Genomic DNA, 24263 nt, shown 5'->3' with positions numbered 1-24263 from the left:
GCCTCCTGTAATTTTTGCGGCTGGCGCCGCGGGGTTTTGCGGCCCCGATTGTCCCGATTCTTCCCTCCTCCGGTCAGTCGCTGCGCTCCCTCCCTCCGTCAGTCCAGAATCGGGACGGCCGCAAAACCCAAAGCCGGTGACTTCCATCGACTGGTGACCAGATCGGTGTGCTGGTCGCCCCGGCGTTCTGTGGCGCGCCGGGCCTCCCCTTTCCTACTGGCCCCAGACTGTTCGCGCGCGGCGTAGGTCCAGGATGCCTGGTGCTCCCACATCGGTCGACTGTGCCGCGATCTTCGCACGGAGTTCGGCGGGATCGATCGGGTTCACCGTATGACCGGCGGCCTCGAAACGGCGGTTACGGCGCGATTGGGCGGCGACGGCGTTGACGGGTGCGTCGTCGTAGGCGCGGCCGCCGGGGTGCACGACGTGGTAGGTGCAGCCGCCACGGGAGATGCCCGTCGCGACGTCTATCAGGTCGAACACCAGGGGGGCGTCGACGGTGATCGAGGGGTGCAGGGAGTTCGGCGGCTGCCAGGCGCGGTAGCGCACGCCCGCCACCTGCACATCGGATTTGTCGGTGGCCAGCAGCGGAACCGGCATGCCGTTGCAGGTGAGGACGTAGCGGCCGCGGTCGGCTCCGACCAGTCGCACCTGCAACCGTTCCACCGAGGAGTCCACGTAGCGAGCGGTGCCCTGGCCGGTGGTCTGTTCGCCAAGGGTGAGCCAGGGTTCGATCGCCCCGCGCAGTTCCAGCTCCGCCTCACCGATCATGGCGGTGCCGATACGGGGGAAGCGGAATTCGGTGAAGGGGTCGAGCCAGGCGGTGTCGAAGTCGACGCCCGCCGCGCGCAGGTCGGCGGCCACTTCGGCGATGTCGTTCATCAGGAAGTGCGGCAGCAGATAGCGGCCGTGCAGGTTGGACCCGTGCCGGATCAGCGGCGCGCGCAGCGGCTTGTCCCAGAACATCGCGACCAGGCCGCGCACCAGCAGCGATTGCACCATCGCCATCTGGAAATGCGGCGGCATCTCGAAGCCGCGCAGTTCGAGCAACCCGAGACGGCCGCGCGCGGAGTCGGGGCTGTACAGCTTGTCGATGCAGAACTCGGCACGGTGGGTGTTGCCGGTGAGATCGGTGAGCAGATGGCGCAGTGCGCGATCGATATGCCAAGGGGCCGACTGGATCTCGTACGGCGTCGGCCCGTGGGCTTGCTCGGCGGTGAGCCTGGCGACCTCGGCGAAGGCGATCTCGAGTTCGTAGAGCGCGCCTTCGCGACCCTCGTCCGCGCGGGGCGCCTGCGAGGTCGGGCCGACGAAACGACCCGCGAACAGGTACGACAGCGCGGGATGACGCTGCCAGTAGGTGAGCATGGAGACCAGCAGGTCGGGGCGGCGCAGCATCGGCGAACGCGCCGGGGTGACCCCGCCGAGGGTGATGTGGTTGCCGCCGCCGGTGCCGCCGTGCGTGCCGTCCACGTCGAACGACTCGGTGCTCAGCCGGGCGAACCTGGCCTGCTCGTAGAGGGTGTTCAGCACCTCGGCCTGCTCGGCGAACGAGCTGGTGGGCATGATGTTCACCTCGATCACGCCCGGGTCGGGCGTCACCGAAAACGTCTGTAGCCGTGCATCACTCGGCGGGGCATAGCCCTCCAGCACCACGGGCTGGCCGATCGCCACCGCGGCCGCCTCGACCTTGGCGATCAGATCGAGGAAGTCGTCGAGCTCGGCGACCGGCGGCAGGAACACGTGCAGCCGCCCCTGTCTGACCTCGGCGACCAGCGCGGTCGTCGGGGTGAAATCGGCGGGCTCCACCGCTGCGGGCGGCTCGGCCCGTTCCGCGCGCAGCGGTTTCTGATAGAGCGGGTCGCTGTCGGGCAGGATCGGCGGCGCGTGCCAGGACACCGACCCGATCGGAAGGCGAAGTCCGGCAGGCGAATCACCATCGGCCAACACGATCCGGCCGCGGCCGCCCTCGGCACGCCCGCGACGCAGCTGCCAGTCGGCACTGGCCCAGCCCGCGCCGTCGGCCCGTCGATGAATCGGCAGCACATACGCCGACGGCTGATCGACCGACTCCTCCAGGCTCTCGAGCAATACCCGCCGCACTTCGGGCGAGTCCTCGGCCGGGTCGATATCGGCGGGCGGCGGATCGCCGTACGGCGCACTCACGGTCGCGGCCAACCGCGCCAGCGGATCCTCGAACGCGGGCCGCACCTGTCCATCGGGCAACCCCAGGGTGCCCGCGATCTCAGCGATCAGCGCCTTGGCCGCGCCGATATCGGCAGCGGGCGCCCGGTCGGGGATCACCCCGGCGGCCGAATTGATCGGCTGCGAACGGGCGAGCTGGATGGGCGGGTAGGCCGACTGCGGCGCACTCGCCTTGCCCTTCTTCCCACGAAGTTTGCTCTTCCGCAGCACTTTTCGCAGTGGGTCCTCGGCCTTCTCCGCAGCCTTGACCGACTCCTCGGCTTCCTTCGTCGGCTCCGCGGCCTTCGTCGGCTCCTCGGCCTTCGTCGGCTCCGCGGCCTTCGTCGGCTCCTCGGCCTTCGTCGGCTCCGCGGCCCTCTTCGGCTCCTCGGCCCTCTTCGCGGGGCGAACGGAACCGCCGGCTTCAGCGCTGGCCTGCTGACTCTCCGCGGCCCGGCGGTGCTCGGCGGCGACGAACTCGACGGGCTCGTCGATCAGCGCCGGTCCGTCGTCGAACTCCACCACCTCCAGGTCTACGGCCTCGAGAGCAGGTTCCGCGGCTTCCGCGAGATCGGCCTCGTCGACCACATCGATACCGACCGGCTCGCTGTCGCGCCGGTCATCGTCATCGTCGGCGAGCCCCAGCGCGACGACGGCGGCAGCGAGTTCGTCACCGCCGACCCGACGGCGCGCATCGAAGACCGCGACCATGTCGACCGGGCCAACGGGAGGTAGCTGCGCATCGAGCACCGACACCGCGTCGACCGGCCCCGGCACGTCATCGGCCGCGTTCACGCCGGACTCGTCCGCCAGGCCCAGCGCGACAACAGCGGTCGCGACCTCGGCACCGGCCGGGGCGTAGCCGTTCGAGTGCCCGCCGGTCTCGGCGACCGGCTTCACCGGCGTGTGCTGCGAAATCGGTGTCCACGGGTCGGTGAGCAGGTCCTGGCGCTGCCAGACCGGCTCGCCATCGGGCCGCCACGCGATCGCGATCTCCCAGCGGGGCAACGGTTCTCCGGGATACCACTTGCCCTGGCGATACTGCACGATGCCGGTCGGCGCGTAGATCGCGCGGAGCCTGTCGGCCAGGTCGACGGCGCGCTCACGTTTGTGTCTGCCGTCGGCGTCGGTGGTCCACTGGGCGCTCATCTGGTCGTCGATGGAGACGAAGGTGGGCTCGCCGCCCATGGTGAGGCCCACATCGGCCGCGGCCATCCGCGCGTCGATCGCGGCACCGGAGGCGACGATGCGGTCCCACTGGGAATCGGTATAGGGCAGCGTGACTCGCGGATCCTCGTGGATACGCCGAACCACATTGCTGAAGTCGAGGGTGGCCTCGGTGATCCCGGTCGCCCCGGTGATCGGGGCGGCGGCGCCGGGATGCGGGGTGGCCGCGAGTGGGATGTGGCCCTCGCCCGCGAACAGTCCGGAGGTGGGATCCATGCCGACCCAGCCCGCGCCGGGCAGATACACCTCGGTCCAGGCGTGCAGGTCGGTGAAGTCGGCGGTCGGGCCCGACGGGCCGTCCAGCGAGGGCACGTCGGAGGTGAGCTGGACCAGGTAGCCGGAGACGAAGCGGGCGGCCAGCCCCAGCTCACGCAGCACGCCGACCAGCAGCCAGGCCGAGTCGCGGCAGGACCCGAGCGCGGTGCGCAAGGTGTGATCGGGTGTCTGCACACCCGCCTCCATGCGCACGGTGTAGTCGACCGAATTGCGCAGCGCGTAGTTGAGTTCCACGAGGTAGTCGATGGCACGGGTCCGGCCCTGCGGCCGGTGTACCCGCGCCCACTCCCGCAACAACTCGCCGGGGCCGCTGCCCGGCTCCGCCTCGTCGACGCGCCGCAGATAGGGCGCGAGATCCTCGGCGAGTGCGGTGTCGTACTCGAACGGGAAGAACTCCGCGTAATCCTCGATGAAGAAGTCGAACGGGTTGACCACCTCGAGGTCGGCGATCAACCCCACGGTGATCGACAACTCCTTGGTCGGATTCGGAAACACCAGGCGCGCAACGAAATTGCCGAACGCGTCCTGCTGCCAGTTGACGAAGTGCTCGGCCGGCGACACCTCGAGCGAATACGCCTCGATCGGCGTCCGCGAGTGCGGCGCGGGGCGCAACCGCACTTCATGCGGATGCACCTCGACGAGACGATCGAAGGAGTATGCCGTGCGGTGCTCGAGTGACACCTTGATGCCCATCCACCAAGTGGACCACACACCCCCGACACCGCGCGGGTCGACGAAACCTGAGTTTCCCGACCGGCCCCCCTTTCGAAACACGCTGGTAATAGCGCGGGGCAGGGACCACATCGATTACCGCCGACTCCGCTCCCCGTAGGCTGGCCGGGTGAGCTACGACCACATCCTCCTGCCGTCCGGCGTCGCCAGCTCTGTCGACGAGATCGACGCGTACCTGGCCGCCCAGGAAGGCGTGACCGAGTCCGCATCGATCGCCGAGATCGCGGCCGAACTGAACGCGCGCAACGCCGAACTGCCGGTGGACGACTCGTTCCTCAGCGTCGAATCCGTCGGCGGTCCCAGCGGCGACACGCTCTACATCCCCTCGCCGTACGACGCCATCGGCTTCGTCCGCAATCTGCTCTTCGACCTCGCCACCCCGCGCGGCTACGCCGTCTACGATCCGCAGCTGACCTGGCTCATCGACCCGGCGGGCCACATCCCGATCAACGTCACGCACGGCGGCGCGGGCGAATTCCCCTATCTCACCGAGGAATTGGCCCACCACTGGGTGGCCGGGCTCGCCGCGCCCAACCCGTATCTCATCGTCGAGCAGGGCGAACAGCGCTACATCCAGACCTATCGCGACCCGAACGGGCCCTACACCCTCGAATATCGCGACGGCGGCCCCGACCGGCATTTCGGCACGACCCTCGACGACCCGGCGCAGGTCGCCCGCATCATCTGGGAGTGGGCCAACGGCAAGCCCGCCACCACCGACGGCGTCGCCTGGACCCGCGTCGAGCTCTGATCTTGGTACGGACGTGACCGGCGGCGACCACCGCGCCGCCATCCGTCCTACAGCGTCCGCCTGCCGGACAGTGCCCGTCCGAGGGTCAGTTCGTCGGCGAATTCCAGGTCGCCGCCCATCGGCAGCCCGGAGGCCAACCGGGTGACGGTGAGCCCGGGGAAATCGCGCAGCATCCGCACGAGATAGGTGGCCGTCGCCTCGCCCTCGGTATTCGGGTCGGTCGCGATGATCACCTCGCTCACATCGATGCCGTCCTCCTGATTGCCGATGCGGGTGAGCAGTTCCCTGATCCGCAGCTGATCCGGCCCGACGCCGCTGAGCGGATCGAGCGCACCACCGAGCACGTGGTAGCGACCACGGAACTCGCGGGTGCGCTCGATCGCCTGCACATCCTTGGGTTCCTCGACCACACAGATCATCGTGCGGTCGCGACGTGGGTCGGCACAGATCCGGCACAGCTCACCATCGGCGACGGTGCCGCACGACACACAGAACTGGACGCCGTCGCGCACCTTCTGCAAAGCGGCTTGCAGCCTGTCGATATCCGGCGGCTCCACCTGTAGCAGATGAAAAGCGATGCGCTGTGCGCTCTTCGGACCGACGCCGGGCAGTTTGCCCAGCTCGTCGATCAGATCCTGAACCGGCCCCTCATACATCAGAAGTCGGGCAGACCGGGCATCGAGCCGCCGCCGAGACCCTGCGAGAGCGGGCCGAGGCGCTCGGCCGCGAGCTGCTGCGCATTGGCCATCGCGTCGTTGATCGCACCGATCACCAGGTCCTGCAGTCCGTCGACATCCTCCGGATCGACCACCTTCGGGTCGATCGTCAGCGCGATCACCTCGCCGCTGACCTTGATCGTGGCCTGCACCAGACCGCCGCCGGCCTGACCCGCCACCTCGGTCTCGGCGAGCTCGGCCTGCGCCTGCATCACTGCCTGCTGCATCTGCTGAGCCTGGGCGAGCAGTGCCTGCATATCGAACTGACCATCACCGGGTTGCACAACACTCCTGTGTTTTTTGGCGGCTGGCGCCGCGGGGTTTTCGGCCCTGGGGGCCTCGCACCCGAGGGACGATACTGCGCCTCCGGCGTTTCCGTCTCGCCCCTCGGGTGCGAGGCGGCCGAAAACCGTGGGGTACGTCGGGTGCGGGGCATGGCCGCGTGCGGTTGCCAGTTTAGTCGTGGGAAACGGTCACTGAAACGATGGTTCCGCAGACGATTCGCGCATACGATCAGCCTAGGTAGGGCAATGATTCAGCAATCTCTAGGAGATCCGATGAATGTGTCCCGTGCGCGCCTGGCTTCGATGATGGCCTTGGGCGTATCGTTCTCCAGCCTGCTTCTTCTCGCACCCGCCGCCGTATCGGCCGATTCCGGGACCGGGATCAACGACTACGGCAACGGCTGCGTTCTTGATTCCGGCAATCGGGCGGCGACCGTTGATTCGTTGCGTTTCCGGTGCAGTGTCACCCAGCAGGACCAGATCTACCGGGACTCGCAGGCGGGCGCGGTGCCGGTGGGCCTCACCAACGGGTGGGTGACACGCCCGCAGCAGTTCAGAGGGGCCGCCGAGTCGCTGTGGATCGGCAAGGTGTTCCGCACCGGGCCCGACGGCGGCACACTGACCAACCGGGTCACCGGGGCCGGGATCGAGGCGTTTCCCGCCGATGTCTATCGCGCACCGTCGATCCTCGACGGCGCCCCCACCTGGGCGCTGAACTACGCGCCGTCACCCACCCCGCAGGTCTACGACGAGATCCGCGAGGTCACCCCCGGCGTCTGGTTCGGCTATTCGTGGTGGCGCGAGGGCTCGTGGCCGCTGCTCGCCGCCTTCGTGCTGACGCCCGCCTGATCGGTTCTTGACCCTCCACCCGCTGGAGGGTGTTCCCTGGACTTCATGACAGCAACCGTGGCGATCGGCGAGTTCGCCCGCCTCACCCATCTGAGCGTCAAGACGCTGCGGTACTACCACGAGATCGAGCTACTCGAGCCCGCCGCGGTGGACGCGGGCACCGGCTACCGCCGCTATTCCACCGACCAGGTGGAGCGGGCGCATCTGATCCGCCGCCTGCGCGACCTGGACATGCCGCTGCCGGAGATCCGCACCGTGCTCGCCACCGCGGATCCCGCCGAGCGTGACACCACCCTGCGGGCGCACCTCACCAGGATGGAGGCGGCGCTGCAACGCACCCGTGAGGTGGTGGTCTCGCTGCGCGCCCTGCTCACCACGCCCCCGCTGCCGATCGAGGTCGACTACCGGATCGAGCCCGCGTTCACGGCGCTCACGGTCACCGAACAGGTCGAGCGCACCGACATCGCCGACTGGTGCGGCACGGCGTTCGAGCAGCTGTACATGATCCTGCTGGAGTCCGGTGTCGATCCGGGAGGCGTTGCGGGCGCGACGTATTCGACCGAGTTCTTCACCGAGGCCAACGGCGAGGTCACCGCGTACGTGCCGCTGCCGCCCGGGGCCGAGTTCATCCCCACCCGCGGCTTCGCCATCGTCGACTTTCCCGCCCGCCACTTCGCCGTGGCGGTGCACGACGGCCCGTTCGAAGACTTCGACCGCACCTATGGCGCCCTCGGCAGCCACGTCGCCGAGCACGGCGCCGCACTGCCCGACGAGCCGGTCCGCGAGCGCTACCTCGTGGGACCGGACATCACCGATAACCCGGCCGACTACCGCACCGAAGTGTGCTGGCCGATCACCGAAGGAGAAAGCTGATGACCATCGCCCTGGCGAACATCACCATGGACTGCCACAACGCCACGGCCCAGGCCGAGTTCTACGCGCAACTGCTCGACGTACCCGTCGACCCGGAGGCCTCGCAGTTCTTCGCCACCGTCGGCAGATCCGCCGGTCTCGCCCCGATCCTGATGTTCATCCAGGTTCCCGACAAGACACCTGGCAAGAACGTGGTCCATCTGGATTTCCACACAGCCGAGTGGGCCGACTACATCGAACGCGCAGTCAGCCTGGGCGGCAAGCACATCGGCGACTTCGACGAGTACGGCCTCCAGTGGACCACCCTCGCCGACCCCGAAGGAAACCTCTTCGACATCGGCAAGGACTGACCCGTGAACTGAGCTCAGGCCAGTTCGCGCGAGAGGTTGCCCAGCACCTCGGCCTGGATCTTCTTCAGGCCGAGCGGGGCGAAGATGCCCTCGAAGATGCCCGAGATGCCGCCCGCACCCTTCCAGGTGGTCTCGACGGTGACCTTCGAGCCGGTGCCGTCGGGGGTGACGGTCCAGGTGTTGACCATGGTGGAGTTGGCGTCGCGCTCGGTGAGAACCGAATCGGCCACCGTCACGGTCGCGCGCACGTTGCGTGAGCGCTTCTCGGTGGCCTGCAGCGTCCACTCCACCACGGTGCCCGCGCCGTTGCCGCCCTCGACAACCTTGTAGTCGCGGTAGTGCGAGGAAAGAATGCGCGGCCGGATCGTCTCGTAGTCGCCGATCGCGGCGAGCGTGCGCTGCGGATCCGCGGCGACGACGATCGAACTGCTGGCGCTGACCTGTCCCACTGTTGACTCCTTGCTGGGGGTGTGGCGATATCTCGACCGGGTTACATCCTGCCCTGTCCCCGACCGCTTCACCCGACCAGGTTCAGGCGGTGCGGGAACATGTGCGTGACATTTTGTCGCGGCGCGCAAGTATCCGGTGGCCCGGCGGACACGGTCGTACTAGCGTCAAAGGGTGGCAGTGAGTCTTTTGGGTAGGGCTGGTCACGAACCGGCCACACGCGAGTCCGGATATGCCGCGCATCGAGCGGGAGTGGAGCGACTGCTGGAAAGCTATCGCGCCATCCCACCCGGCGCCGTCGTCCGGCTGGCGAAGAAGACATCGAACTTGTTCCGGGCCAGGGCGGCACCCACCGCGCCCGGTCTCGACGTGTCCGGCCTCGGGCAGGTGATCGCGGTAGACCCGCAGGCCCGCACGGCCGACGTCGCGGGCATGACCACCTATGAGGACCTGGTGGCGGCCACCCTCCCCTACGGGCTGGCGCCGCTGGTGGTGCCCCAGCTCAAGACCATCACCCTGGGCGGAGCGGTGACCGGTCTCGGCATCGAATCCACCTCGTTCCGCAACGGGCTACCCCACGAATCCGTGCTGGAAATGGACATTTTGACCGGGGCCGGGGAGATCGTCACCGCGACGCCGACCAGCGAGCACGCCGACCTGTTCCACGGCTTCCCCAACTCCTACGGCACTCTCGGATACTCCGTCCGGCTGAAGATCGAACTCGAACCCGTCCTGCCGTTCGTGGAATTACGCCACGTGCGATTCCACGACCTGCGCGAACTGGAAGCCGAACTCGATCGGATCGTCGTCGAACGCCGCTTCCAGGACGAAGCTGTCGACTACATCGACGGCGTGGTGTTCAGCGCGAACGAGAGCTACCTGACCCTGGGTCGCCAGACCGACGAGCCCGGCCCGGTCAGCGACTACACCGGCATGGACATCTTCTACCGCTCCCTGCAGCACCCCGACGGCGTGATCCGGGACCGGCTGACCATCCACGATTACCTGTGGCGCTGGGACACCGACTGGTTCTGGTGCTCGCGCGCGTTCGGCGCGCAGAACCCGAAGATCCGCAGGCTCTGGCCGAAGTCGCGCCGCCGCAGCAGTTTCTACTGGAAACTGGTCGCGCTCGATCGCAAGTACCACATCGACGACCGCAGGCAGGCCCGCAAGGGCAACCCGCCGCAGGAACGCGTCGTACAGGACATCGAGGTGCCGGTCCAGCACACCGCCGACTTCGTCGAATGGTTCCTGCGGGAAATACCCATCGAGCCGATCTGGTTGTGCCCATTGCGCTTGCGTGCGCTCGACGACGCGCCGGCGACGGACGGTGTGCGTCCGTGGCCGCTGTATCCGCTCGAGCCACAGCGCACCTACGTCAATGTCGGATTCTGGTCGGCGGTGCCGACAGAGCGAGGTCAACCGGAAGGGGCGGCCAACCGCGCCATCGAGAAGATCGTGTCCGCGTTCGACGGACACAAGTCGCTCTACTCGGACTCCTACTACGACGAGGCCGAGTTCGCCGAGCTCTACGGCGGCGACACCTACACCGAACTGAAGACCCGTTACGACCCGGACCAACGACTGCTGAATCTGTATTCGAAGGCGGTGCAACGCAAGTGACGACATTCAAGGACCGATCCGAGGTATTGGCCGAGCTGGGTACCCGGCTCAACATCGCCGAGGTCGTCGAGAGCCTCGTAGACGGCGAAATCCCCGTCCGCCTGACCGCCTACGACGGCAGCGCGACCGGCCCGGAGGACGCGCCCTACGCGCTCGAGATCAAGACCCCACGCGGCATCAACTACCTGGCAGGCGCCCCCGGCGACCTCGGCATGGCGCGGGCCTATATCGCCGGCGACATGATCGCCGAGGGAGTGCATCCCGGCGACCCGTACGACATCTTGAAGGCCATGCAGGACATGAAGTTCCATCGTCCTTCGGCATTGTCGCTGGTCACCATCGCGCGCTCGCTGGGCTGGGAGCGGCTCAAGCCGATCGCGCCCCCGCCGCAGGAAACGCTGCCGCGCTGGCGCCGGATCGCACTGGAAGGCCTGCGCCACTCCAAGACTCGCGATGCCGAGGCGATCCACCACCACTACGACGTCTCCAACAAGTTCTACGAGTACGTCCTCGGCCCGTCGATGACCTACACCTGCGCGGTGTACGGCGACGAGGACTGGACGCTCGAGCAGGCACAGGAGAACAAGTACCGGCTGATCTTCGACAAGCTGCGCCTGAAGGAAGGCGACCGGCTGCTCGACATCGGCTGTGGCTGGGGCGGCATGGTCCGCTATGCGGCGCGCCGTGGCGTGAAGGTGATCGGGGCGACGCTGTCGGCCGAACAGGCCGCCTGGGCACAGCAGAAGATCGCCGAGGAAGGTCTCAGCGAGCTCGCCGAGGTCCGGCACAGCGACTACCGCGACATCCCCGAGGGCGAATTCGACGCGGTCTCCTCGATCGGCCTCACCGAGCACATCGGTGTGCACAACTACCCGTTCTACTTCGGCTACATCAAGGACAAGCTGCGGGTGGGCGGCCTGTTCCTCAACCACTGCATCACCCGCCACGACAACACCCGCACCACCAAGGCGGGCGATTTCATCGACCGCTACGTGTTCCCCGACGGGGAGCTGATCGGCTCCGGACGCATCATCTCCGATATCCAGAACGTCGGCCTCGAGGTGCTGCACGAGGAGAATCTGCGCGAGCACTACGCGCTGACGCTGCACGAGTGGTGCAAGAACTTGGTCGCCAATTGGGACGCGGCCGTCGCCGAGGTCGGCGAGGGCACCGCGAAGGTGTGGGGCCTGTACATGGCGGGATGCCGACTCGGCTTCCAGCGCAACGTGATCCAGCTGCACCATGTGCTCGGCGTGAAGCTCGACGCGAACGGCGCCTGGGACGTCCCGTTGCGCCCGTGGTGGCAGCCGTAGGTCGCTGATCGCGGCCCGGGCCACCGGGCCGCGATCAGACCAGTAGTTCGTCGAGGAAGTGACCGGGCAGGGCGCGCAGGATCGGATGATCCTGCCCGTCATGGGATTGCGTGCGCAGCACGTGGAGCAGGCCCACGACCCCCGGCCCCGCGTCCAGCAGCGGTCTGGTCCAGCCCAGTTCGGCGCAGGTGCGCAGGACCGGAAGCACCAGCCCGGTCGCCTCCCCGACCCATCCCGCCGACGCGAGACACTCCGCGAGCAGCAAGGTCGCGTCCAATTCCGCCCGGGGACGGCCCTGTTCGAGTGTTTTCGCGTAGATCACCCGCGCATGGCGGGCCGCGCGATCATCGGCACGCAGGCGCTGTTCGGCCAGTAGCCGCCGAATGTCGGCGATGGCCCGCGCCTCGGTGATCAGCGCGGCGGCGCCCTTCTTGCGCCGTGCGCCGTTACCGGAGCTGTCGGGGACGAAGGTGTCTTCGCCGGTGGGGAATCCGAGCCTGGCCCGCTCGGCCCGCACATGCGCGTCCAGGCGAGCCAAGCCGTTCTCCGCGGCCACTCGCGCGCCTTCGTCGAGGCGGGCCGAGGCGGTGTACTGATCGCCGAGCGCCGCCTTCACCCTGGCACCGACCACGAAAGTGGCGATCAGGAAGTCGACGGGACCGACCCGGGTAACCAGCTCGTGGCTCTCGTCGAGGAGCCGATCGGCCAGCGCCAGATCGCCACGGCGATACGCCACTTCGCCGAGCAGGGCCGCCGCGATCCGCGCGGCGTCCGAGCGCGGCCCCGCCTTGGTCCGCGCGGCCTCGTATGCCTGCTCGAAAGAGGTGGTAGCAGAGGCGATGTCGAGTTGCTCGTAGGCGGCGTCGCCCAGCGCGCACAGCCCGAACACCGGACCGAGTGGGTCCTTCGACTGGGTGTGATAGTCGGCGGCCCAATCCTGGAGCTCGGTCACCGCGCTGAAGTCGAACTCGCACAGCCGAACGAACGACATCAGATTCGCGGCGGTCGACACCGTCCAGGCGGGCAGGTCGCCGGGTTCGTCCAGAATGGGTACCAGACTGTCGGCTACCTCGGCGATGTCATCGTGGGCTACCCGGTCGGCAGCGTCCAGCACCGTTGCCACACATCGCTGTTCGGTCAGTTCCGGTTCGCCGGGCGAGCTGCGGGCCAGCAGATTCGAGAGTCGGCCGAGCGCGTTGCGGGCGGTCCCCGTCTGCTGCATGTTCATATTCGCCCTGGCCACCGCCATCAACAGCTTCGACCGTGAGGTCACCTGCTGCACAGGTAGTTTCGAGACGGTGCCGAGCAGGGTGGCGAGCCGGGATCCGTCGATCAGGTCCATGCCCCCGCTCTCGAGCAGGTCGGCGGCGAGTTTGAGATCGGTCGCGGCCAGCGCGTGATCCACCGACTTGCGCAGCAGTTGATGCTCGGCGTACCAGCGTGCGGCCTTGCGGTGCAGCGCTTTCGAACGTCCGGGATGTTCGCGGTCGAGGCGGGCGCGCAGATGCTCGGCGAACAGCGGTTGCATGCGGTACCACTCCGGATCGTGCTGGATCCGATGCAGGAAGAGCTCACGCTGCTCGGCCTGCTCCAGCATCGCCGCACCATCGGAGACATCGGCGAGCACCCCGGCCAGCGACCCGTTCACCCGCTCGACCACCGAGATCGCCATCAGGAACTCCAGCTGCTCGGGCGCCAGCGCGTCGAGCACGTTCTCGGCCAGATACTCGCGCATCCCGTGCCCGCCCTCGGCGAGCGAGGCGAGCAACTGGGCCGGATCGGCCTTGTCGCGCAGTGTGAGGCTCACCAGCTGGATCGCGGCGGGCCAGCCGTCGGTCGCGAGGTGGATCTGTTCGACCTGCTCGTCGGTGAGCGCGAAACCGTTGCGCTCCACCAGGATCTGCCGGGTCTCCGATTCGGTGAGCCGCAGCGCGGCCGCGTCCAGCTCCACCAGTTCGTCGCGCACCCGCAACCTGCTGATCGGCAGGCCGGACTGATCGCGGCTGGTGATGACGAACCGCACGTGATGGCAGCCGTTGTCGAGCAGGGTCGCCATCGCGCGTTGCACGCCGGGATCGCGTACCCGGTGCCAGTCGTCCACCACGACGACCACCGGGCGCCCGCTCGCGTGGATCTCGTCGATCAGGGTGGCGATCACATAGGCGACCGCGTCGGCGGGCCGCTCCTCCAGCACCTGCTCGAGACCCGCGCCGACATCGGGGCGCACCCGGCGGATGGCCTCGATGAGGTGGGCGAGGAACCAGATCTCGCTGTCGTCGTCCTGGTCGACGCCCAGCCACGCCACCGGAATGTCGCGGGTGGCCAGGTCGGCGCGCCACTGCGTGGCGATGGTGCTCTTGCCGAAACCGGCGGGCGCGTGGATCAGGGCGAGTCGGCGCTCGCCGCCCGCACGCAGCACGTCGAGCAGGCGCTGGCGCGGGAAAGGTTCGCGAGCGGGCGTGGGTGGGCGGAATTTGGTGGCGGCGGTCGGCGGAAACGTGCCGGTCGTCGAACCCGGCATGGGCACCGAGGCGCCTGCGGCCTGCAGGGTCAGCGGCCAGCTGCGGCGGCCGGTGACCGACTTCAGGACCTCCGGGGCGTCGTCGGTGGTCTCCTCGGAGTCGAGCAATGCCATTTCGTCTGGCATCTGGCCGTGCGCACGCTGCACTTCGCGGAGCAGTTCGCCGAACTCGTAGGCCGAGGCCGGGCGGTCGGCGGGCTCGGGGGACATGGCCCGTTCGATCACTTCCGCCACGTCGCCGGGGATGTCCTGAGCGCGCAGGTCGGGGACATGCTGGGTGGTGATGCGCAGGAATTGCGCGACCACCTTCTCCCCCGCCTGGCGTTCGAACGCGGCATGGCCGGTCAGCAGGGCGAACAGGGTCGCGCCGAGGCCGTAGACATCAGACCGCACGGTCGGTTCACTGCCCTTGAGCAATTCCGGCGCGGTGAACGCGGGCGAACCGGTGATCAAGCTGCTCGACGTCTGGAATCCGCCGGGGATGCGGGCGATGCCGAAATCGGTGAGTTGCGGTTCGCCATACCCGCTGATCAGTACGTTCGCCGGTTTCACATCCCGGTGCAGGATGCCCGCCCGATGCGCCGATTCGATCGCCGCGGCCAGCTTCACCCCGGCGCGCAGAGTATCCGACCAGGTCAGCGGGCCACGATCGTGGATGAGGCGTTCGAGTGAGCCGCGCGAGGCGTAGGGCATCACGATCAGCGGCAGCCCGGTCGCGGTCACGTCGACCTGCAGGATGTCGACGATATTCGGATGTCCGGACAGCCTGCCCATCGCCTGTTCCTCGCGCAGGAACCGTTCCCGGCTCTCCACATCGATCTCCGAGGACAGCACCTTCACCGCGACCACGCGATCCAGCGCCGGCTGCAATGCGCGGTACACCACGCCGAATCCGCCGCGCCCGATCTCCTTGGCCCCCGTGAGGCCCATGGCATCGAGTTCCGCGATCACGGCCTCGTCGGGCACTCCCGGCGCCACCGCCCGCTGCGTATTGAGCCCCACCGGCGCCGCCTCGGCCAGGCCGCGCCGCATACGCGTCTGCTCCGGATCCATGTGACCACCTCTCACCATCGGCGTCACCGGCGTTTCGGTCGGCATGCGGGGAGGTCACCGACATCACCGCACATATCCAAGCTAGCGCGATCCGGCGTCTATCGGGTGGAGATTCGACGCTGTGGCGGCAACGGTTGTCCGAAACCCGCGGTTCAGCGCACCGCGAGCGCGATCAGCTGAGTGCGCTGTTCGGACGCGAAGTTGTTGTCCGCGACCAGCACCAACGTGCGCTCACCCGAGGGCAGGCGCGGGCCCCAGGTCATTCCCTCGATGTTGTCGACGGCCTCGATCCCGAGATCGGCGAGGTCGGCGACGAGCCGCTTGGCCACCGGGCGAGCACCCGCGATCGGCGCGTCGAGCACAGTACTCGCGGCCGTGGTGTCGATCTCGAAGATCCGCACCCGATTCCCCACCCCCTTGGCGAAAGCCCGTTCGACCACCAGGAATCGGGTCGGATCGAAGCTGTCATCGGCGAGGATCGCGGTCACGCCGTTGCTCGCCTGCCCGGCCTCCGGCCGCGACTCGGCGAACACCGGCTCCAGCGGGTACGCGTACTGTGCGAGCACCGGCCCGAACCTGGCCTGGACGGTGATCCGCGTCGTGGCCCCCGCCGTCGTGGTCGCGCCCGGACCGTCTTGGAGCAGCGGCCCCTCCATCGCGGTCACGAACAACGCCCCACCGGCCGCGAACGTCGCCCCCTCGAGCGCCTGATTCTGCCGTGGCCCCGAATCAGCGCGCATCCGTTCGTTTTCCGGAATCGGCAGCTCCGCGACGAACCCGCCGTCCGTGCGAGCCACCCGTACCGAAGGATCGGCAAGCACCTCACCGGCCCGCTCGCCCTCCTGTGTCCAGAAGTAGTCCCCCGTCCACGGATCAACCCGAATGTCCTCGGGATCCACCGATTTCGGCGGATACACGCCGCCGTCCGCCCGCAGCAGCGGCTTCGTGCCGGTGAAGCTCACGGGCCCGATACCCGTCTCCCCCAATGGAATCCGAGCCGTGTACACCCTGGCGGGCCCCTTTTCCGACCGGTCATCGCTGATCAAGACGAATTCACCGGCGTCGGCGCGATAGTCGATTCCCGACAGCCCGCCGACCACCGTCTCCCCGAATTCGACGTCGTGCCCCACGACCTGTTCCCCCAGCACCCGCACGCCATCGACCGCGGCCCCCGCGTCCGGCACCGCGCCCCCCGCGACGACAATTCCCAGAACCGCTGCAGCCACCCGACGTCCCATGACCGACAAGCTATCCACCGCACCACACCCCCAGGTGAACACCACCCGAACTGTCGGTCGCCGCCCTACCACCTCGACGCAGCCGAAGTCCGAGCTGGACTCCTGGTTGGCCCCGACAACGGCGAACGCCCGCCACCTCGTAGAGGTGACGGGCGCCGACCCGGTGCGAAACCGGGAACTACCGACTTACTTGCGCAGCGAGGCCGGGACCTCGAAACGCGGGCCGAACTTCGCGGCCAGCTCGTCGGCGCGGGCCACGAAGGCCTCCTGGCCACCGGGGTAGCCGACGATGAACTGGTGCGAGCCACCCGACCAGGCCGGGAAGCCGATGCCGAAGATCGAGCCGATGTTCGCGTCGGCGGTGCTGGTGAGCACGCCTTCGTCGAAGCACTTCTGGGTCTCGATGGACTCGGCGAACATCATCCGGTCCTTGAGGTCCTGGAAGGTGACACCCTCCGGGAGCTCACGGCTCGAGCTGAAGATCTCGCGCAGCTCGTCCCACAGGCCGGTGGCCTTGCCGTCGACGTACTCGTAGAAGCCCGCGCCGCCCAGCTTGCCCTTGCGGTCGTACTTGTCGATCAGGGTGTTGAGGACCTCGGCGGTCTTCGCGGACGCGGCGTTGAGCTCACCACCGGCAGCGAGGATGGCCTCGGAGGTCTCCTTGTAGATCTTCTGCATGGTGGTGAAGTTCAGCTCGTCGCTGAGCTTCAGCGGCGCGGCCGGGTAGCCCGCCTGCAGACCGGCCTGCTCGACGGTGGCCGGGTCGACACCCTCGGCGACCATGGAGATGGCCTCGTTGATGAAGGTACCGATCACGCGCGAGGTGAAGAAGCCACGGCTGTCGTTGACGACGATCGGGGTCTTCTTGATGGCGAGGGTGTAGTCGTACACCCGGGCCAGCGCCTCGTCGGAGGTCTTCTCGCCCTTGATGATCTCCACCAGCGGCATCTTGTCCACGGGGGAGAAGAAGTGGATACCGATGAAGTCCTCGGAGCGCTTCACACCGTCGGCCAGCAGGGTGATCGGCAGGGTCGAGGTGTTCGAGCCGAGCAGGGCATCGGCGTCGACGATGTCCTCGATCTCCTGGAAGACCTTGTTCTTGAGGTCCGGGTTCTCGAACACGGCCTCGATCACGAAGTCGACGCCCTTGAAGTCGGCGGCGTCCGCGGTCGGGGTGATGCGAGCCAGCAGCGCGTCGGACTTCTCCTGGGTGGTCTTGCCACGCGAGAGAGCCTTGGCCTCGATGGCCTCGGCGTAGCCCTTGCCCTTGACGGCGTTGGCGAGCTCGACGTCCTTGAGGACGACGTCGTAGCCGGCCTTGGCGGAGACGTAGGCGATGCCCGCGCCCATCATGCCGGCGCCGACGACACCGATCTTCTTGATCTCACGCTTGGGCACATCCGCGACGGACGGACGCGAGCCGCCACCGTTGATGTGGTTGAGGTCGAAGAAGAACGCCTGGATCATGTTCTTCGCGACCGGACCGGTCAGCAGGCTCGTGAAGTAACGGCCCTCGATGGTCAGCGCGTTGTCGATGTCGACCTGCGCACCCTCGACCGCCGCGGCCATGATGGCGCGCGGGGCGGGCATGTTGGTGCCCTTGATCTGCTTGCGCAGGTTGGCCGGGAACGCGGGCAGGTTCGCCGCGAAGGCCGGGGTGGACGGGGTGCCGCCGGGGATCCGGTAGCCCTTCTTGTCCCACGGCTGCGCCGCTTCGGGGTTGGCCGCGATCCACACCTTGGCGGCGGGGATCAGTTCCTCGACCGTGGCGACGACCTCGTCGATCAGGCCGATTTCCTTGGCCTTGGTCACGCGGTGACGCTGGCCCTGCAGCAGCACCTGCATCAGCGCGTTCTGCAGGCCGAGCATGCGCACGGTGCGGGTCACGCCGCCGCCACCGGGCAGCAGGCCCAGGGAGACCTCGGGCAGGCCGATGGCCGAACCCTTGACGTCGGCCGCGATGCGGTAGTGGGTGGCCAGCGCGATCTCCAGGCCGCCACCGAGGGCAGCGCCGTTGATGGCGGCGACGACCGGCTTGCCGAGCTGCTCGAGGCGACGCAGCGGGGCCTTGACGTCGGTGACCATCTTGACGACCTCGGCCGCGTTGTCCGGGCCGACCTTCATCATGTTCTTCAGGTCGCCGCCGGCGAAGAAGGTCTTCTTGCCGGAGGTGATGACGACACCGGTGATGTCGTCCTTCTCCGCCTCGAGGCGGTCGACGGTGGCGTTCATCGACGCGAGGTACGCGTCGTTCATGGTGTTGGCGCCCTGGCTGGGGTCGTCGATAGTGAGGACGACCACGCCGTCGGCGTCCTTCTCCCAGCCGATGATGTTGTCAGTCATAGTTTTTCGTTCTCTCCTATGAGAAGTGAAAGTCGGCCGGAGCTCAGACGCGCTCGATGATGGTGGCGACGCCCATGCCGCCGCCGATGCACAGGGTGATCAGGCCGTAGCGCGCGTTGCGACGCTCCAGCTCGTCGAGCACCGTGCCGGTGATCATCGCGCCGGTGGCACCCAGCGGGTGGCCCATCGCGATCGCGCCACCGTTGACGTTCAGCTTCTCGTCCGGGACGTTCAGGTCCTTCTGGAACTTCAGCACCACGGAGGCGAAGGCCTCGTTGATCTCGACGAGGTCCATGTCCTCGATCGTCAGACCGGCCTTGGCCAGCGCCTTCTTGGCGGCCGGGGTGGGACCGGTGAGCATGATGGTGGAGTCCGCACCGGAGGTGGCGGTCGCGACGACGCGGGCACGCGGGGTCAGACCCGAGTTCTTGCCCGCCTCTTCGGAACCGATCAGCAGCAGGGCGGCGCCGTCGACGATGCCCGAGCTGTTGCCACCGTGGTGGACGTGGTTGATCTTCTCGATGTAGGTGAACTTCTGCAGCGCGACGGCGTCGAAGCCACCCATCTCACCGATGCCGGCGAAGGCCGGGTTCAGCTTGCCGAGGTCGGCGGCGGTGGTGCCGGGACGCATGTGCTCGTCGTTGTCGAGCACGACCAGGCCGTTGATGTCCTTGACCGGGACGATCGACTTGGCGAAGTAGCCGCCGGTGGTCGCCGCGGCGGCCAGGTCCTGCGAGCGCACCGCGTAGGCGTCGACGTCATCGCGGGTGAAACCCTCGATGGTGGCGATCAGGTCGGCCGAGATGCCCTGGGGCACGAAGTAGCCGTCGTAGTTGGTGGCCGGGTCGAGCGCCCAGGAGCCGCCGTCGGAGCCCATCGGTACGCGCGACATCGACTCGACGCCACCGGCGATGACGAGGTCGTCGAAGCCGGAGCGAACCTTCTGCGCAGCCAGGTTCACGGCCTCGAGGCCGGAAGCACAGAAGCGGTTGAGCTGGAAGCCACCGACGGTGTCGGGCAGGCCGGCGATGGTGACCGCGGTGCGGGCGATGTCCATGCCCTGGTCACCGACGGGGGTGACCACGCCGAGGATGAGGTCCGAGATCTGGTCCTCGTCGAGGTTCGGGAAGCGGCCACGCAGCTCCTGGATCAGACCAACAGTCAGATCGATCGGCTTGACCGAGTGCAGCGAGCCGTTCTTCTTGCCGCGGCCGCGCGGAGTGCGGATGGCCTCGTAGATGTAGGCCTCTGTGGTCATATCGGAGTGTTTCCTTCCTTGGGGTGCGGTGGCCGCACGAACGCCACGACCAATTGTCTCGACGCCGTACAAATCCCGGCAAACACCAGCGGAGCATAGAACCATGCTCATCCGGTGAAACCGGCCACCCGTTCATACTACCGTGGTGTGCGAACTCCGGTTAACTTAACGCGGTACGGACGGTGGCTGTCAACCATCCAGACTCTTTGCTCCGAACTGTTCACGTAGCAACGCCAGCGCGACCTCGTCCGGGTCTTGACGGTCACCGGGAGCCACCGGCACCGCGGCGGCGGCCAGCATCTCCCGTTCTTCCTCCGGGGTCGGCGGGGCGAGAACGGCGGCGCTGCGCGCGGAATCGCCACCGGACCGGGACTCGGACCCCTCGTCCGGGCCGGGGTCGTCGGGGAGGTCAGGGAAATCCGGCGGCGGAATGTCGTCGTCGGCAGGCCGGTTCGCCCGGTTCGGCGACTGGTTGCCCGCCGCCTGGCTCGGCCGCGAGAACTTGGGGCGTCCCGCGGGCTTACCCTCCGGATTTCCCGGCCCCCGCGCGGGCCCGGCCTTGGCGGCGGGCGCGGGTCGCGGCGCGGGCGCACCGGTCTCCCAGCGCACATCCAGTTCACGCCCGAGCACGGCCCGCACCGCCGAACGCACTGCTTCGATATTGCGCGGATCGGACAACCGCTGCGCCAACGGCGCGGCCGGATGCGCGAAAACGATCACCTCGCCCTCGACCCGCGACACCGCCGCCCCCGACAACAGCGCCTGCAAGGTAGCCCCGAACTCCCGCACCCTGCCCTTGATCTCCGGCCACGCGGCATCGACGATCCCGACCAGATCCTCGGTGGGTGCCGCGCCGACCTGCGGCTCCACCTGCGCAGAAGCAGTCTCGACCCGCGACGGCGCTTCGGCTTCACCCAGTTCGGGTTCCGGCTGAACCGGCGAATCCACCTGCGGTGCTACCGCTTCCGGAATCGAGTCGATGTCGGCGGCGGGCGAGCCGCTGCCGGTCAGACGGGTCGCCTCGACCTCGGGAGAATCTGCCGCGAGCCGCTGGGAAGCGAGTCCTTCCGACGAGATGTCAACGGCACTGTGCCCGGAATCGATGGGCGGCGCGGAGGGCTCGAGCTGCGCAGGCGGTGCCGTCGGCGCGGACTGCGCCGTCGGCGCTGCCTGCTCGGGTGGCGCGGTCGGCGCCGACTGTGCCGTCGGCGCTGCCAGCTCGGGTGATGCGGTCGGCGCAGACCGTGCCGTCGGCGCTGCCAGCTCGGGTGATGCGGTCGGCGCAGACCGTGCCGTCGGCGCTGCCAGCTCGGGTGATGCGGTCGGCGCCGACTGTGCCGTCGGCGCTGCCTGCTCGGGTGATGTGGTCGGCGCTTGCGGTGCAGCCGGCGTGGCCGATGCTTGCGGTGCGGTCGGCGCACTGGGCGCAGACACTGTCGGGGACACACTCGGTGCGGACGTCACTGGGGCTTGCGGCGCGGCCGCTGCATGCGGTGCGGTCGGCGAACCGGGTGCAGACACTGTCGGGGACACACTCGGCGCGGACGTCACGGGTGGCGGCGGTGTGGCCGGGGCCGCGGTCTTCTGTTCCGCGACAGCAGGGCTCGCGGCGCCGGATGCCGACGATCCGCCGGTCGCCGCTTCCTTCTCGGCGCGCGCGGCGGCGAGAAGTTCCGCACCTCGGCGGCCACGGGCGGCCGGGACGGCCGGGCGTTCGGCGGGTGACTCACCCGCCGCAGGCCCCGGGCGGGCGGGCGCGGGGGCCGATCCGCTCGCGAATCCGCGTTCCAGCCGTTCCAGCCGTTGCAGGGTGGCCGACTCGGCGTCGGACACCGACGGCAGGAGCATGCGGGCGCAGATCACTTCGAGGAGCAGGCGCGGGGCGGTGGCGCCGCGCATTTCACCGAGGCCCTCGTGCAGGAGTTCGGCGTAGCGGGTGAGGGTGGCGGGGCCCAGACGTTCGGCCTGGTCACGCATTCTTTCCAGGACGTCGCCTGGACCGGAGACCAGGCCGCGGTCGGCGGCATCGGGGACCGCGCGCAACAGGATCAGGTCGCGCAGCCGTTCGAGCAGGTCGACGGCGAACCGGCGCGGGTCGTGGCCCGCTTCCATCACCGAATCGACCGTGTTGAACAGGGCCGCACCATCATCGGCAGCCAGCGCGTCGATGGCGTCGTCGATCAGCGCCACATCGGTGACGCCGAGCAGCGAGACCGCGCGCGGGTAGGTGACACCGTCCGGCCCGGCGCCGGCCAGCAGCTGGTCGAGCACGCTCAGGCTGTCGCGCGGCGAACCACCACCGGCCCGGATGACCAGCGGGTACACCGCCTCCTCCACCGCTACGTGCTCCTGCTCGCAGATCTTGCCGAGCAGTCCGCGCATGGTGGCGGGCGGCAGGAGCCGGAACGGATAGTGGTGCGTGCGTGAGCGAATCGTCGGCAGCACCTTGTCCGGCTCGGTGGTGGCGAAGATGAAGATCAGGTGGGCGGGCGGTTCCTCGACGATCTTGAGCAGCGCGTTGAAACCGGCCGTGGTGACCATGTGCGCCTCGTCGACGATGAACACGCGGTAGCGCGACTCGGCGGGCGCGTAGAAGGCGCGATCGCGCAGCTCGCGGGTGTCGTCGACACCACCGTGACTGGCCGCGTCGAGTTCGATCACGTCGAGGTTGCCCGAGCCGCCCGGCCCGAGCGCCACACACGACGAGCACGTGCCGCACGGGGTCGACGTCGGCCCGTCCACGCAGTTCAGCGACCGCGCGAGGATGCGCGCGGACGACGTCTTACCGCAACCACGCGGCCCGGAGAACAGATACGCGTGACTGATCCGTCCGGTATCCAGCGCTGTACTCAGCGGGTCGGTGACGTGCTCCTGACCCACTACTTCTGCGAATGTCGCCGGTCGATACTTCCGGTACAGAGCCACGACCCACAGGCTACCGAGAGTGTCCGACAGGGTTTATCGGCGGCTGGCACTGTACCCGCGCGCGGTAACGAAGCCTTGATAATGATGTGATATAAATCACATTGAATTTCGCGGTATGGAGCGTAGGTGCAAAGCGTGCCGCTAGGCGCAACGGCTGAGCTATCGACTGCCACACACGTGGCGAATCCGCCATCGAACAGTCTGTTGATACTGGTTGCCACGGTAATCCAAACCAATTCCCCGATTGACGGCCCCTTACCGGATGTAACGAAACAATGAACGGTCGTGACAGCGGCGCAAGTGCCTGGCTACCGTGGATCTCGGCAACTTCGGTGGCCAAACCTTCATCAGGTTGGTGACCCCGGCCGGTCCCTCATCCCGACCGGGGCACAACCTTCGCGCACCGATCGCTCCCCCACCGCACCGACCGGAGGAACGTTTCACCGTGCTGTCGTGTGATGACATCGCAACCGCCTGGCTCGCCCACACCGACTTCGCCGGCGACAACGCCGCAGTCGGGCTACTGAGCCGGGCGATCAGCCCACAAGACTTCGACATCAAACGCGACTCGTTACCCGTCGCTGCCGCAGCCGACCCGGCGACCGCCGACGCCATCCTGCAACTGCTCGAACGCGGGCAGGTGCCGACGATGGCGGCCATTCGCACGCTCACCGCGCAGAACGAGATGCGCCGCGAGGCCGAGCGGATCGAGCGGCTCGGCCGTCGCGCCCAGCGCAGCATCGACGAGTTCGGGCGCGTGCTTGCCCGCCTCGCCGCGGCGCACTGGACCGACCACGATATCGGCCCCACCAGGCGCGATATCCTCGCCGATGCCGAGGTCTGCACGCTCATCGCCGAACGGGTGGGTGAGATCGCGCCGTCGGCGGTCAAGCATCTGTGGCTGATCGAGCGGGCACAGCGCGCGGGGTGGATCGCCTCGAACGCGAGCCCCGGTTCGCTGTGCCCGGCGCGGCGCTGGCACACCACCAAGTACGGCAACCGGGTCTCGCAGAAGCCGGTCAACATGATCGGCAAGCTGGTCGCGGGCTTCGTCGTGGAACACACCACCGACCGGGGCAAGCCGCCGAGCTGGGCGGTGCTCGCCCGCGACGCGCGCGACGATCGCGGCCGCCGCCTGTTCTTCGACGTGGCCGACGCGCATGCCCAGCGCCGCTGGCTCACCACCGCCGAGTGGCTCGCCGACGGCGATGACCTGCCCGTTCCCGGCAAGCGCGGCGTGCGGGCGCTGGCCAAGGAAAACCGGGGCTAGCGCCGCCATCCGTGGTGAGTGTTCGGTAAC

16 protein-coding genes are annotated in these 24263 nt (G+C 68.2%); 7 read left to right on the top strand and 9 right to left on the bottom strand.

What is annotated here, in order from left to right:
- Positions 1-213: 213 nt before the first annotated feature.
- Positions 214-4380 (bottom strand): transglutaminase family protein, encoded by a 4167-nt coding sequence (locus ACWFRF_RS27895; protein ID WP_452453012.1) that lies wholly within the window; start codon positions 4378-4380, stop codon positions 214-216.
- Positions 4381-4528: 148 nt separating this feature from the next.
- Between ACWFRF_RS27895 and ACWFRF_RS27890 the strand changes: the two genes are divergently transcribed.
- The gene (locus ACWFRF_RS27890) at positions 4529-5170 is read left to right on the top strand and encodes a hypothetical protein (RefSeq protein ID WP_378638622.1); all 642 of its coding nucleotides are present in this window, start codon (positions 4529-4531) and stop codon (positions 5168-5170) included.
- A gap of 47 nt (positions 5171-5217) precedes the next feature.
- Here the strand turns inward: ACWFRF_RS27890 and recR are convergent, their stop codons facing one another.
- On the bottom strand, positions 5218-5826 hold the full coding sequence (recR, locus tag ACWFRF_RS27885; RefSeq protein ID WP_056822003.1) for a recombination mediator RecR: 609 nt from the start codon (positions 5824-5826) through the stop codon (positions 5218-5220).
- Entirely contained in the window at positions 5826-6143 is a 318-nt protein-coding gene (locus ACWFRF_RS27880) for a YbaB/EbfC family nucleoid-associated protein (protein ID WP_228536936.1), read from the bottom strand. Before ACWFRF_RS27880 ends, recR begins: the two co-directional genes overlap by 1 nt.
- A gap of 300 nt (positions 6144-6443) precedes the next feature.
- Between ACWFRF_RS27880 and ACWFRF_RS27875 the strand changes: the two genes are divergently transcribed.
- From ACWFRF_RS27875 to ACWFRF_RS27865, 3 genes are read left to right on the top strand one after another with little or no spacing between them, the layout of a single operon-like run.
- Complete coding sequence (locus ACWFRF_RS27875) at positions 6444-7019, top strand: hypothetical protein (protein ID WP_378994391.1); 576 nt, start codon at positions 6444-6446, stop codon at positions 7017-7019.
- A gap of 45 nt (positions 7020-7064) precedes the next feature.
- Positions 7065-7892, top strand: coding sequence for a MerR family transcriptional regulator (locus ACWFRF_RS27870; RefSeq protein ID WP_452453009.1), 828 nt, complete (start codon positions 7065-7067; stop codon positions 7890-7892).
- The gene (locus tag ACWFRF_RS27865; RefSeq protein WP_378994395.1) at positions 7892-8242 is read left to right on the top strand and encodes a VOC family protein; all 351 of its coding nucleotides are present in this window, start codon (positions 7892-7894) and stop codon (positions 8240-8242) included. Before ACWFRF_RS27870 ends, ACWFRF_RS27865 begins: the two co-directional genes overlap by 1 nt.
- Before the next feature lie 14 nt (positions 8243-8256).
- Here ACWFRF_RS27865 and ACWFRF_RS27860 read toward each other — a convergent pair whose 3' ends face one another.
- Complete coding sequence (locus ACWFRF_RS27860; RefSeq protein WP_056822013.1) at positions 8257-8691, bottom strand: SRPBCC family protein; 435 nt, start codon at positions 8689-8691, stop codon at positions 8257-8259.
- 178 nt (positions 8692-8869) lie between these two features.
- Between ACWFRF_RS27860 and ACWFRF_RS27855 the strand changes: the two genes are divergently transcribed.
- Both ACWFRF_RS27855 and ACWFRF_RS27850 read left to right on the top strand, forming a co-directional pair.
- Entirely contained in the window at positions 8870-10312 is a 1443-nt protein-coding gene (locus tag ACWFRF_RS27855) for an FAD-binding oxidoreductase (RefSeq protein ID WP_452453106.1), read from the top strand.
- On the top strand, positions 10309-11625 hold the full coding sequence (locus tag ACWFRF_RS27850; RefSeq protein ID WP_378994398.1) for a class I SAM-dependent methyltransferase: 1317 nt from the start codon (positions 10309-10311) through the stop codon (positions 11623-11625). Before ACWFRF_RS27855 ends, ACWFRF_RS27850 begins: the two co-directional genes overlap by 4 nt.
- A 34-nt stretch (positions 11626-11659) precedes the next feature.
- Here ACWFRF_RS27850 and ACWFRF_RS27845 read toward each other — a convergent pair whose 3' ends face one another.
- The 5 genes from ACWFRF_RS27845 to ACWFRF_RS27825 all read right to left on the bottom strand — a co-directional run bounded on the left by ACWFRF_RS27845 (position 11660) and on the right by ACWFRF_RS27825 (position 22963).
- Complete coding sequence (locus ACWFRF_RS27845) at positions 11660-15199, bottom strand: protein kinase domain-containing protein (RefSeq protein ID WP_452453006.1); 3540 nt, start codon at positions 15197-15199, stop codon at positions 11660-11662.
- Positions 15200-15351: 152 nt separating this feature from the next.
- Positions 15352-16425, bottom strand: coding sequence for an esterase-like activity of phytase family protein (locus ACWFRF_RS27840; protein WP_452453004.1), 1074 nt, complete (start codon positions 16423-16425; stop codon positions 15352-15354).
- Between the two features lie 198 nt (positions 16426-16623).
- Positions 16624-18780, bottom strand: coding sequence for a 3-hydroxyacyl-CoA dehydrogenase NAD-binding domain-containing protein (locus ACWFRF_RS27835; RefSeq protein ID WP_452453002.1), 2157 nt, complete (start codon positions 18778-18780; stop codon positions 16624-16626).
- 43 nt (positions 18781-18823) lie between these two features.
- Complete coding sequence (locus tag ACWFRF_RS27830) at positions 18824-20038, bottom strand: acetyl-CoA C-acetyltransferase (RefSeq protein ID WP_379219863.1); 1215 nt, start codon at positions 20036-20038, stop codon at positions 18824-18826.
- Positions 20039-20227: 189 nt separating this feature from the next.
- Positions 20228-22963: a DNA polymerase III subunit gamma and tau gene (locus ACWFRF_RS27825; protein WP_452453000.1), complete on the bottom strand. Its 2736-nt coding sequence runs from the start codon at positions 22961-22963 to the stop codon at positions 20228-20230.
- Positions 22964-23408: 445 nt separating this feature from the next.
- Between ACWFRF_RS27825 and ACWFRF_RS27820 the strand changes: the two genes are divergently transcribed.
- Positions 23409-24233, top strand: a complete 825-nt coding sequence (locus ACWFRF_RS27820; protein WP_452452998.1) for a hypothetical protein — start codon at positions 23409-23411, stop codon at positions 24231-24233.
- Positions 24234-24263: the final 30 nt, after the last annotated feature.

Source organism: Nocardia sp. NPDC055165 (genome assembly GCF_053606985.1).
Note: the sequence above shows the minus strand (reverse complement) of the source record. Positions and strands in the feature narration are given on the sequence as shown.